We start from the raw sequence: 11150 nt of genomic DNA, 5'->3' as shown, positions 1-11150 counted from the left end.
GCCCCGTGGTCCATTCGGTCACGGGGCTTTTTTTGCCTGCGTGAAACCGGTCACACCCTTTGCTTAAAGACGGTCACAAAGATCAAAGGTAGGAGCTGCGCTGATCCAACTCAGCTGGATTCCGTGAGGATCAAGCTGCGGTAATGCCCGGGATTGGAGCCCGACCATTTGCGAAAGGCCTTGTAGAACGAGCTCACATCGGCAAAACCCAGGCGGCTGGCGATCTCGGCAAAGCTGATATCGGCCTCGGCCAGCCACACCACTGCCAGCTCCTTGCGCACGCTGTCCTTGAGCCCCTGGTACGTCTGCCCTTCTTCGGCCAAGCGCCGACGCAGCGTCGAGGCAGACATGCACAACTCATGGGCCAGACTGTCGGTTTCCGGCCACTGTTGGGCCGGGCGCTGGCGCAGGTCGTGTTTGATGCGCATCGCCAAGCTGTCCGGGTCGCGGTATTTGACCAGGATGTTGGCGGGCGCCTGGGCCAGGAAGCGCTTGAGTTCCTCGGGGCTGCGCTTGACCGGCAGGTCGAGGCAGTCTGCCGAAAAAATCATGCGGGTACGGGTGCGATCAAAACGCAGGTTGTCGGAAAACATCACCTGGTAATCATCACAAAATGCCGGCTGCGCACTGCGCAGTTCGATGGCCAGGATCGGGATGCGTCGGCCGGCCAGCCAGCAGGCGACGCCGTGGACGATCATCCAATAGCAAAAGTAGGTAAACGCGCGCCGTGGTTCCGGCTCAGGTTCCAGCAGCACGATTTCCGCCAGGCTTTGCTGACGCACCAGCTGCGCGGGAAGGTGCTCAAGCATCAACGACAGGAAGCCCAGGCCGGTTTCCAGGGCCTCGCCAAGGGTGGGCTGGGCCATGGAGGCACGACACAAAAACCCCAGGCTGCCCGACTTCAACTTGCGCGGGTCCATGCCAAAGAACTCATCATCCCGGCGCCGCGCCAGCAAGCGCCAGAGCCGCGCGTATGCCAGCGCCGGAACCCGGGCGGCGGGCTGCTCCAGCAACGCGGGGTCGATCCCGACCTTGCTCAGGGCCTCCCACGTCGCCGCACCGGGGGCGCAACTCTGCAACAGGGCTTCACGAACCAGGTGGATGGAGATTGTGTCTTTTTCCGACATGGGCCAGGGCTCAATCTTGTAGGTCGGCCATTGTAGGAGCGTGTTGGCTTGTAAGGAACACATACCCCACGCAGCAACGACATAGAGGGCTGTTCAGGCCGCGTTCAGAAAACGTCAAGATCCTTTGTTTAGTAATGAGTATCATTATGTTACAACTTAGCACCCTAACTAATTACGTTGCGGTGCCCGATGCTCGTCCCCTTTCTCATCATGCTGCGCGAAGGCATTGAAGCCGCATTGATCGTTGGCATCATCGCCAGCTACCTGCAACAGACCGGCCGTGGCCAATGGATGCCAGCGGTATGGATCGGCGTATTTCTCGCCGCCGCCCTGGCCTTGCTGGTCGGCGGTGGCCTGGAGTTGGTCAGCGCCGAGTTCCCGCAAAAACAGCAAGAGCTGTTCGAAGGCATTGTCGGCCTGGTCGCCGTGGGGATTCTCAGCTCCATGGTGTTCTGGATGCGCAAGGTCGCACGCTCGATCAAGCACTCCCTGCACCAGTCCCTGGATCATGCGTTGGCTGGCTCGCGCAACCAGGTGCTTGCCCTGATCGCCATGGTGTTTTTCGCCGTGGCCCGTGAAGGCCTGGAGACGGTGTTCTTCTTGCTGGCGGTGTTCCAGCAGAGCGAAGGCCCGGCCGCGCCCATCGGCGCCCTGCTCGGCCTGGTGCTGGCGATCATTGTCGGGTTCCTGATCTACAGCGGCAGCATGCGCCTGAACCTCGGTGCGTTCTTTCGCTGGACCGGGCTGTTCATCCTGGTGGTAGCCGCCGGGATCCTCGCCAACTCGGTGCAGGCCCTGCATGAAGCCGGGGTGTGGAACCACCTGCAAGGCGTGCTGTTCGATTTCAGCGCAACCCTGCCGATGGATGGCCCGCTGGGCTCGGTGCTGGCCGGCATGTTCGGCTACCAGGACGCACCGACCGTCAGCACCCTGGGCGCCTACCTGATTTACCTGGTGCTGGCGCTGGCGATGTTCTTTATGCCCGCCGCGCCAGCCACCTCTTCTTCCGTCTCCAGCCAGTAAGGTCGTCCCTTGCCAAACCCAGCCCCTGCCTCACCACCCCGCGCGTTGCGTTGGGCGGTCGCCGGTTCGGTGATCGTGATGATCGCCGCCGGCGGCCTGTTCTACTACGCCGCGCAATTGGCCGCCGCCAAGCGCCAGGTCAATCACAACGAAATCGCCGTGATCATCCACGCCCACGCCTGCGAACCCAACGCCCTGACCGTACCGGCGGGCCGTGCGAGTTTTCGCATCATCAACCGTTCGGATCGCGCGGTGGAGTGGGAAATCCTTGACGGCGTGCTGGTGGTCGAAGAGCGCGAAAACATTGCGCCGGGCTTGAGCCAGGTGATCAACGCCAACCTGCTGCCGGGCGACTACGCCATCACCTGCGGCCTGTTGAGCAACCCACGCGGCACCCTGCATGTAACCCCGACGGCCGAGTCTGACGCCCAGGCCAAAGCCAAGCCCTCGATGGTGGCCTTTATCGGCCCGCTGTCGGAGTTTCGCGTGTACCTGAGCAGCCAGGGTGGCGCTTTGATCAAGGCCGTCAGCGCCCTTGAACAAGCGATTGCCGCCGGCGACCTGGCCCAGGCCCAGGCCCTGTACCTGCCGGCTCGCGAGGCTTACCAACGACTGGCCCCGGCGGCCCAGCGCCTGGCCGAGCTGGACAACGCGATCAATGCCCGCGCCGATTACTTCGAGAGCCGTGAACAAGACCCGGCCTTCAGCGGCTTCCATCGCCTGGAGTACGGCCTGTTCGAGCAGCACACTCTCGGCGACCTGACACCGATTGCCCAGCGCCTGCTGGCCGATGTCACCACCCTCAAGCAACAGTTGTTGGCGCAGTCGCTGCCGCCCGAGCAACTGGTAAGCATCCTGGTGCGCAACCTCAACAGCCTGGCCGACGTGCGCGCCGCCAGTGGCGAAGAGGAGCGCTACAGCCACCTCGACCTCAACGGTTTTGCCGCCAACCTGAAGGTGACGCGCAAGGTGGTGGACCTGATGCGGCCGCTGTTGACCAAGTCCGCCGCCGACCTGCTGCCGGGAATTGATAGCGCGATCAACGCCTTCGCCGCGCAACTCGACGACTTGCAGGTCGATGGCCATTACCGCAGCTACAACCGCGTTACCGCCGCTCAGCGCCAGCTGATCGCCGACAAGGCCAAGGCTCTGGCCGCCGTACTCGATGGAATCGACCCAGCCCTTGGTCTCTCCGGCCTTAAGTGAAGACGACCAAACACATGAGTGATTCACCACAGTTCAACGCCCAACGCCGCCGTGTGTTGCTCGGGATGGCCGCCACCGGCGCCGCGATTGCCGGCAGCAGCCTCAGTTGCCCGGCAATGGCAGCCGGCGCAGCCCAGGTCACCACCGCGCCCAGCAGCGAAAAAACCCAGGACCACCAGGCCTTCCACGGCAAGCACCAGAGCGGCATCGTCACCCCGCGCCCGGCCTGCGGCATGCTGGTAGCGTTCGACGTCCTGGCCAGCGACCGCGAAGACCTGGAGCGCCTGTTTCGCACCCTCAACCAGCGCATCCGTTTTTTGATGACCGGCGGCAGCGTGCCGCAAGTCGACCCGAAACTGCCGCCCAGCGACTCCGGAATCCTCGGCCCGGTGATCAGCCCGGATAACCTGACCATCACCGTATCGGTGGGTGAATCGCTGTTCGACGAGCGTTTCGGCCTGGCCGCCGCCAAACCCAAGCGCCTGATCCGCATGGTCGGCTTCCCCAACGACGCCCTGGAACCGGCGCAGTGCCACGGTGATTTGAGCCTGCAGTTCAGCTCCAACACCCCCGACACCAATATCCACGCCCTGCGCGATATCGTGAAAAACCTGCCGGACCTGCTGCTGGTGCGCTGGAAACAGGAAGGCAGCGTACCGCCCCAGGCCCCTGCCCGTGCCGGGCAACCGGCGCAGAGCGCACGCAACTTCCTGGGCTTTCGCGATGGCTCGGCCAACCCCGACTCCAACGACACCAAAACCATGGACCAACTGGTCTGGGTCCAGCCCGGCAGTGATGAGCCCGCGTGGGCCGCCCATGGCAGCTACCAGGCGGTGCGGATCATCCGCAATTTCGTCGAACGCTGGGACCGCACGCCCTTGCAGGAGCAGGAAAGCATCATCGGCCGGATCAAGACCAGCGGCGCGCCCATGGACGGTCACAGCGAAGCCCAGGTGCCCGACTACAGCAAGGATCCGGCCGGCAAACTGACCAAGCTCGATGCCCATATCCGCCTGGCCAACCCGCGCACGGCCGCGACCCAGGCCAACCTGATCCTGCGTCGGCCATTCAACTACTCCAACGGCGTCAACAAGAACGGCCAGCTGGACATGGGCCTGTTGTTTATCTGCTATCAGGCGGACCTGGAGAAAGGCTTTATCAGCGTACAAACCCGGCTCAATGGCGAGCCCCTGGAGGAATACCTCAAGCCAGTGGGCGGCGGGTATTTCTTCACCTTGCCGGGCGCCACCGGGCCGCAGGATTTCATCGGCCGAACCTTGCTGCACAGCACTGCCAAGACCTAACCCTCCACAGCGGAAACCGCCCTATGAACATGTCGTCTCTTGCGTTGTTATTGAGCCTTTCTCCGCTCGCGGCCTTTGCCGCGCCGGCGCCCCTGGATCTGGTGGGCCCGGTGTCGGACTACAAGATCTATGTCACCGACAAGATCGAGGAACTGGTGACCCAGACCCAGGCCTTCACCGACGCGGTGAAAAAAGGTGACCTGGCCACCGCGAAAAAACTCTACGCGCCCACCCGCGTTTACTACGAATCCATCGAGCCCATCGCCGAGCTGTTCAGCGACCTCGATGCATCGATCGACTCACGGGTCGACGACCACGAAAAAGGTGTGAAAGCCGAAGACTTCACCGGCTTCCACCGCATTGAATACAGCCTGTTTGCCGAAAACACTACCCAGGGCCTGGGCACCCTTGCCGACGGCTTGAACACGGACGTCAAGGATCTGCAAACCCGCGTTGCCGGTCTGACCTTCCCGCCGGAAAAAGTCGTCGGCGGCGCTGCCGCATTGCTCGAAGAAGTGGCCGCCACGAAGATTTCCGGCGAAGAAGACCGCTACAGCCACACCGACCTGTATGACTTCCAGGGCAATATCGATGGAGCGAAAAAAATCGTCGACCTGTTCCGTGGGCAGATCGAACAGCAGGACAAGGCGTTTTTGGCCAAGGTCGACAAGAACTTCGCCACGGTGAACACCATCCTGGCCAAATACAAAACTGCCGATGGCGGCTTTGAAACCTACGACAAGGTCAAGGAACACGACCGCAAGGCCCTGGTGGGCCCGGTCAACACCCTGGCCGAAGACCTCTCGACCCTGCGTGGCAAACTGGGTTTGAACTGACACCTCAACGCTAGCGGCTCTGAGCCTGACCCACCGCCATCGCGGGCAAGCCCGCTCCCACAGGGGTCTCAGCGAGCAGAAAATGTTCGCCACACCACAAATCAAATGTGGGAGCTGGCTTGCCTGCGATGGCGGTGATTCAATCACCGACCATAGTGACTGAAGCACCGCCATCGCAAGCAAGCCCACTCCCACAGCTGTAGATCCCTATCATCCGGGTTAATCGCGCTGTGCGTTTAACCGTCTTACCTATAACGTTCCATAGACTCCCACTCACGGAAGATTTCCCATGCCTCATTCGGCCACCCGCCTTGATGCCGCCCCGCCCACTCCCTTCAACCTGCGCCCCCTGCTGCTGGCCAATATGGCCTGCACCATGGCGATGATGGCGTTTGTCTCGCTGATCGGCCCCATCGCGCGGGTGCTGGGGCTGGCGACCTGGCAGGCCGGCGCGGCGGTGACGGTGTCCGGTGTGATCTGGATGCTTTTGGCGCGGCCCTGGGGCCAGGCCAGTGATCGCCTGGGTCGGCGGCGCGTGCTGTTGCTGGGCACCGGGGGCTTCACCCTGGCCTATTGGGCCCTGTGCGTGTTTATCGACGCCTCCCTGCAACTGCTGCCCTCGGCGATGCTGGCATTTATCGGGCTGGTGCTCGGGCGCGGGTTGATCGGGGTGTTCTACGCGGCGATCCCAGTGGGGGGCTATGCGCTGATCGCGGACAATATCGAGCCGGCCCATCGCGCCAAGGCCATGGCCTCGCTGGGGGCGGCCAACGCCTGTGGCCTGGTGTTGGGCCCGGCGATTGCCGCGCTGCTGGCCCGCCACAGCCTGAGCCTGCCGTTTTATGTGATGGCGCTGCTGCCGATGCTCGGGTTTCTGGTGTTGCTGATGAAGCTGCCGCGCCAGGAATTGCACCTCAAACAACCGCCCAAGGCCGTCAACCTCTCGGACCCACGCTTGCGCCGGCCATTGGTCGTGGCCTTTGCGGCGATGCTCTGCGTGTCGATTGCCCAGATCACGGTGGGCTTTTTTGCCCTGGATCGCCTGCAGATGAACCCCGCCGACGCCGCACAAACCGCCGGGATCGCCCTGACCATGGTCGGCCTGGCCTTGATCTGCTCGCAATTGCTGGTGCGCAAGCTGGAATGGCCACCCCTGCGATTGATCCGCGTCGGCGCGCTTGTTTCGGCCCTGGGGTTTGCCGGGAGCATGTTCGCCGATACGGCGTGGATCCTCTGGCTGTGTTTCTTCGTCTCGGCGGCCGGCATGGGCTGGATCTTCCCATCGTTCGCCGCCCTGGCGGCCAACGCGGTGGACGCCTCGGAACAAGGCGCCACTGCCGGATCGGTGGGGGCGGCGCAAGGGCTGGGCGTGGTGGTCGGGCCGCTGGCCGGGACCCTGATCTATGCCGTTGAACCGCGGCTACCCTACCTGGTCGCGGCTGCCCTGCTGTTGCTCATTGCGCTCTGGCCGGCACCGCGCCACTAGAGGATCCGGTAAAGCAAGCGCTCGACTCGGACGCGACTGACCCGGCGCAGGAACTTGCCGACGGCTTCGGGGTAATCCACCAGTGTCTGCAACTGCTGGTAGCCCTGGATCCGCGTGGCGTGCTGGAAAATGTCCTCCAGCTCGCGGCGCCGTGGCGCCAGCCACTGGCCCTGGGGATCGTCGATCAGCAAGGCGTTTTCCAGGTCCAGGCGAAAGGCCCGGGGGTTGAGGTTATTGCCGGTGAGCAAGGTATAGCGTTCGTCGACCCACATGCCCTTGAGGTGATAGGTGTTATCCCCGTCGCGCCACAGGTGCAGGTTGAGTTGGCCACTGTCGATCATGCGCTGGTGGCGCTTGGCAAAGCGGCGCAGGCTGATTTCGTAGAGATACGGCAGCGCGGCGATGATTTTGAAAGGCTCGCTGGGCGGGATGTAGAAGTCGTTGGCGGTCTTGTCGCCGACGATGATGTCGATCTTCACCCCACGGGCCAGGGCCCGGTTGATTTCCCGGGTCACCGGCAGCGGCAGGTTGAAATACGGGGTGCAGATGGTCAACTGCTGCTGGGCACTGGCTATCAGCTCGCAGATCACCCGGCTCAGCGGGTTGTTCTTGCCCACTCCCAACAACGGGCTGACCGACAACCCACCAATCCCAGCCTGGCCGGCCGTGGTGTCATAGGTCGCGTGCTTGAGCCGGCTGCGCAGGTCGCCGATGTCATTGCGCAGGCTGCGGGTGGTGGGCAGGTTGGGCAGGTCCAGGCGGTGTACCGCCTTGGCCGCCACCAGGCCGTGTTCCACCAGGTGCTGCATGGAGTCGGCCAATGGCTTGTTGTGGATCAGGTGATAGCGGTCGAAGCGGTATTTATCGAACTTGTGCAGATACACATTGTTCAGGCTGGCGCCGCTGTACAGCACGCTGTCGTCGACCACGAAGCCCTTCAGATGCAGCACGCCAAACAGCTCGCGGGTCTGCACCGCAACCCCATACACCGGCACATGTGTCGGATGTGACTGAGTCATTGCCTGGTACCAGGCGCTATTGCCCGGCTGCTTGCCCGCACCGATCAACCCGCGCTGGGCACGCAGCCAATCCACCATCACCACGATATCCAGTTCGGGCCGTGCGGCCTTGGCGGCGTGCAGCGCGTCAAACACCTCCTGGCCCGCTTCGTCCTGTTGCAGGTACAACGCGACGAGGTAGATGCGGTGTTGGGCCTGGGCGATTTGCTGCAGCAGGCAGCGGCGAAACTCGGCAGCGCCGGACAGCACCTCAATCGCGTCGGTGGCCAGGGGGAAACCGCGCAACTTGGGCAACAGGGAACGTTTGAATAACGACGGCATAGGGCTCGCAATGATCGAATCCGAAGAGCCCGAGAGCTTACACCATGGGGGTCCTCAGGTCTGCCCACTGGCCGCTGAAAATAATTGATTGACCAAGAAGAACGATCGTTCTACTGTTTGCAGCATGAACGATATGACCAGCAGTGAAACCCGCGACATTATTCTGGACGTCACCGAAAAGTTGATCTATCGGCACGGCATTGCGGCCACCGGTATGGATCTGTTGGTGAAAACCGCCGGCGTCTCCAGGAAAAGTATCTACCGCTACTTTGCCAATAAGGACGAACTGGTGATCGCCGCCCTGCAGCGGCGCGATGAACGTTGGTTGCAATGGCTGCGCAGCGAGGTCGAGCAATACGCCGGCAGCGGCGCCCGCTTGCTCGGCGTGTTCAGCGCTCTGAAGACCTGGTTCGACTCTGCGGACTTTCGCGGCTGCGCCTTTATCAACACCAGCGGCGAAACCGGTAACCCGCAAGACCCGGTACGTTTACTGGCCAAGGCACACAAACAGAAGCTGTTCGAGTATTTGCTTGAACTGTGCGAGGCACATGGCACCCCGGCCCCGGAGCAGCAGGCCGCGCAACTGCTGATTCTGGTCGATGGCGCCATTACCATCGCCCTGATCATGGGCGATGTCACCGCCGCTGATAATGCGCAATGCATGGCGCATAACTTATTGGCACTTTGAAAGTTGTACGGGTTTAACAACTAACGATCCAAAGGAGCAGTCAAATGACCGCCAATGCACACGTGCGTCCGCCCTTGCCGCCCTTTACCGAGCAATCGGCCATTGAAAAGATCCGTCTCGCCGAAGACGGCTGGAACTCCCGTGACCCGCAACGCGTGTCGCTGGCCTACACCCTGGACACCCAGTGGCGTAACCGCGCCGAATTCGCCCATAACCGCGAGCAGGCCAAGGACTTCCTGACGCGCAAATGGGCCAGGGAACTGGACTACCGCTTGATCAAGGAGTTGTGGGCGTTTACCGGCAACCGCATCGCAGTGCGTTATGCCTATGAATGGCACGACGATTCCGGCAACTGGTTCCGCTCCTACGGCAACGAGAATTGGGAGTTCGACCAGGACGGTCTGATGTCCAATCGGCATGCGTGCATCAATGACATGCCGATCAAGGAAAGCGAACGCAAGTTCCACTGGCCGCTGGGACGGCGCCCGGATGATCATCCGGGGCTGTCCGAACTGGGGCTGTAACCTTGTAGGAGCCGGGGGGCGTCCAGTCCTTGCCGGCTCCTGCAATGCCCGTCAATCCTGCTTCAACCCCACCTGATACAACACGCCATCCTCCTCATCCGTGAGTACGTACAGGAAACCATCCGGGCCCTGGCGTACATCGCGGATACGCGCCTTCAGTTCGCCCAGCAGGCGCTCTTCGTGGACCACCTTGTCGCCCTCGAACTGCAGGCGAATCAGCTCCTGGCTGGCCAGGGCGCCGATAAACAGGTTGTGCTGCCAGGCTTTGAAGCGGTCAGCGTCGTAGAACGCCATGCCGCTGATGGCCGGTGACTTTTCCCACACATGATGGGGGCCGACCGTGCCTTCGGCTGTCTTGCCACGGGCCTCGGGAATCGGCAGCAAGGAATAGTTGATGCCGTGGGTCGCCAGGGGCCAGCCATAGTTCTTGCCACGTTCGATGATATTGATTTCATCGCCGCCACGCGGGCCGTGTTCGTTTTCCCAGAGGGTGCCAGTCCACGGGTTCAGCGCCGCGCCCTGTGGGTTGCGCTGGCCATAGGACCAAATCTCCGGCCGCGCTCCCGGCTGGCCGACAAACGGGTTGTCATCCGGCACGCGACCATCCGGGTAGATGCGCACCACCTTGCCTTGCAGCTTGTCCAGGTCCTGAGCCGTGGGCCGATCGTTGTTCTCGCCCAGGGTCACAAACAGGTAGCCGTCTCGGTCAAACACCAGGCGCGAGCCAAAGTGATTACCGGTAGAGAGCTTGGGCTCCTGGCGCAGGATCACCTGGAAGTCCTTGAGGCCGCTCAAGTCATCGCTCAAACGGCCACGGCCTACCGCCGTGCCGGCCGTACCGCCCTTGCCGCCACCTTCGGCGTAGGACAGGTAGACCAGGCGGTCTTCCTTGAAATCCGGTGACAACACCACATCCAGCAAACCGCCCTGCCCTTTGGCCCAGACCTGCGGCACGCCACTCAATGGCGCCGATAATTTGCCATCACTGCTCACATAGCGCAGCGCGCCTGGCCGCTCGGTGACCAGGAAACCTTGCTTGTCGGGCAAAAACGCCACCGCCCAGGGATGGTCCAGGCCTTTGACAATCGGGGTCGCGGTGAGGCTGCCTTGCTCGCTGGGGAACTGGCGGGTCTCGGCGGCCAACGCGGGCAGCGCGCTTGCCAGGGCGACAGCGCAGCAGGTCGCTAAAAGGGTTTTGCGTAGAAACATACGTGGGGTTCCTTGCGTTCAGGGCCGGCGATTGCCATTGGCATCTTGTGTCGGGGCTGAAGGTTGGGTGGCAGGGCGTGTGGGCACTGCATCACGTTGCGGATAGCGATTGCCGATACCGCCGTTTTCCAGGGTCGGCGGCCGCGGTACCGGCGCGGTGTAGGTACCGCGGGCGGCGGGCGTATTGGGCTGGGTGCCCTGCATGCTATTGGGATTGGCCCGCTTGATCGGGCTGTTATACGGGTTGTTGTTGCCGGGCAGGTTTTGCGCCTGCAACCCGCCACTCAAGGCAAGGCCCAGGGCCAGTACTGCAAGGCTGCGTGTACGGCTGTTCATGACAAAACCTCTATAGGGCGAGGAATACCTGCATTCGATAACACGCTACGCCCTGGGTTCGGATTTGGTAA

At 62.4% G+C, this 11150-nt stretch carries 11 protein-coding genes; 7 read left to right on the top strand and 4 right to left on the bottom strand.

What is annotated here, in order from left to right:
- Positions 1 to 110: 110 nt before the first annotated feature.
- Entirely contained in the window at positions 111 to 1127 is a 1017-nt protein-coding gene (locus tag PSH73_RS11875; protein WP_057440114.1) for an AraC family transcriptional regulator, read from the bottom strand.
- Positions 1128 to 1316: 189 nt separating this feature from the next.
- On the opposite strand from PSH73_RS11875, the gene efeU reads away from it, so the two are divergent.
- From efeU to PSH73_RS11850, 5 genes are all read left to right on the top strand, one after another.
- Positions 1317 to 2150 carry an iron uptake transporter permease EfeU gene (efeU, locus tag PSH73_RS11870; protein WP_115128163.1) on the top strand — a complete coding sequence of 278 codons (834 nt, stop codon included), beginning with the start codon at positions 1317 to 1319 and terminating at the stop codon, positions 2148 to 2150.
- A 9-nt stretch (positions 2151 to 2159) separates the two neighbouring features.
- Positions 2160 to 3356, top strand: coding sequence for an iron uptake system protein EfeO (gene efeO / locus PSH73_RS11865; RefSeq protein WP_370694597.1), 1197 nt, complete (start codon positions 2160 to 2162; stop codon positions 3354 to 3356).
- A 14-nt stretch (positions 3357 to 3370) separates the two neighbouring features.
- Positions 3371 to 4660 (top strand): iron uptake transporter deferrochelatase/peroxidase subunit, encoded by a 1290-nt coding sequence (gene efeB / locus PSH73_RS11860; protein WP_198792093.1) that lies wholly within the window; start codon positions 3371 to 3373, stop codon positions 4658 to 4660.
- Positions 4661 to 4683: 23 nt separating this feature from the next.
- A complete protein-coding gene (gene efeO, locus PSH73_RS11855) occupies positions 4684 to 5496 on the top strand; it encodes an iron uptake system protein EfeO (RefSeq protein WP_057959738.1) in 813 nt (270 codons plus the stop codon).
- Between the two features lie 289 nt (positions 5497 to 5785).
- A complete protein-coding gene (locus tag PSH73_RS11850) occupies positions 5786 to 6982 on the top strand; it encodes an MFS transporter (RefSeq protein WP_057444795.1) in 1197 nt (398 codons plus the stop codon).
- Here PSH73_RS11850 and pssA read toward each other — a convergent pair.
- The gene (pssA, locus tag PSH73_RS11845; RefSeq protein WP_120732954.1) at positions 6979 to 8322 is read right to left on the bottom strand and encodes a CDP-diacylglycerol--serine O-phosphatidyltransferase; all 1344 of its coding nucleotides are present in this window, start codon (positions 8320 to 8322) and stop codon (positions 6979 to 6981) included. The two genes, PSH73_RS11850 and pssA, sit on opposite strands and share 4 nt — an antisense overlap.
- 124 nt (positions 8323 to 8446) lie before the next feature.
- Between pssA and PSH73_RS11840 the strand changes: the two genes are divergently transcribed.
- Complete coding sequence (locus PSH73_RS11840) at positions 8447 to 9010, top strand: TetR/AcrR family transcriptional regulator (RefSeq protein ID WP_271043591.1); 564 nt, start codon at positions 8447 to 8449, stop codon at positions 9008 to 9010.
- 44 nt (positions 9011 to 9054) lie between these two features.
- Positions 9055 to 9534, top strand: coding sequence for a nuclear transport factor 2 family protein (locus tag PSH73_RS11835; RefSeq protein WP_057440109.1), 480 nt, complete (start codon positions 9055 to 9057; stop codon positions 9532 to 9534).
- 51 nt (positions 9535 to 9585) lie between these two features.
- Here the strand turns inward: PSH73_RS11835 and PSH73_RS11830 are convergent, their stop codons facing one another.
- Both PSH73_RS11830 and PSH73_RS11825 read right to left on the bottom strand, forming a co-directional pair.
- On the bottom strand, positions 9586 to 10743 hold the full coding sequence (locus tag PSH73_RS11830; RefSeq protein WP_305462561.1) for a PQQ-dependent sugar dehydrogenase: 1158 nt from the start codon (positions 10741 to 10743) through the stop codon (positions 9586 to 9588).
- Positions 10744 to 10761: 18 nt separating this feature from the next.
- Positions 10762 to 11079 carry a hypothetical protein gene (locus PSH73_RS11825; RefSeq protein ID WP_120732947.1) on the bottom strand — a complete coding sequence of 106 codons (318 nt, stop codon included), beginning with the start codon at positions 11077 to 11079 and terminating at the stop codon, positions 10762 to 10764.
- Positions 11080 to 11150 lie beyond the last annotated feature (71 nt).

The sequence above is a fragment of the Pseudomonas sp. FP2294 genome (assembly GCF_030687625.1).
GTDB lineage: Bacteria > Pseudomonadota > Gammaproteobacteria > Pseudomonadales > Pseudomonadaceae > Aquipseudomonas > Aquipseudomonas shahriarae.
This window is presented reverse-complemented; position numbering and strand designations above follow the sequence as displayed.

Excerpts from the sequence above, each read along its gene's own strand:
- PSH73_RS11875 (WP_057440114.1), bottom strand. The coding sequence starts at position 1,127 with ATGTCGGAAAAAGACACAATCTCCATCCACCTGGTTCGTGAAGCCCTG.
- efeU (WP_115128163.1), top strand. The coding sequence starts at position 1,317 with ATGCTCGTCCCCTTTCTCATCATGCTGCGCGAAGGCATTGAAGCCGCA.
- efeB (WP_198792093.1), top strand. The coding sequence starts at position 3,371 with ATGAGTGATTCACCACAGTTCAACGCCCAACGCCGCCGTGTGTTGCTC.
- efeO (WP_057959738.1), top strand. The coding sequence starts at position 4,684 with ATGAACATGTCGTCTCTTGCGTTGTTATTGAGCCTTTCTCCGCTCGCG.
- PSH73_RS11850 (WP_057444795.1), top strand. The coding sequence starts at position 5,786 with ATGCCTCATTCGGCCACCCGCCTTGATGCCGCCCCGCCCACTCCCTTC.
- pssA (WP_120732954.1), bottom strand. The coding sequence starts at position 8,322 with ATGCCGTCGTTATTCAAACGTTCCCTGTTGCCCAAGTTGCGCGGTTTC.
- PSH73_RS11840 (WP_271043591.1), top strand. The coding sequence starts at position 8,447 with ATGAACGATATGACCAGCAGTGAAACCCGCGACATTATTCTGGACGTC.
- PSH73_RS11835 (WP_057440109.1), top strand. The coding sequence starts at position 9,055 with ATGACCGCCAATGCACACGTGCGTCCGCCCTTGCCGCCCTTTACCGAG.
- PSH73_RS11830 (WP_305462561.1), bottom strand. The coding sequence starts at position 10,743 with ATGTTTCTACGCAAAACCCTTTTAGCGACCTGCTGCGCTGTCGCCCTG.
- PSH73_RS11825 (WP_120732947.1), bottom strand. The coding sequence starts at position 11,079 with ATGAACAGCCGTACACGCAGCCTTGCAGTACTGGCCCTGGGCCTTGCC.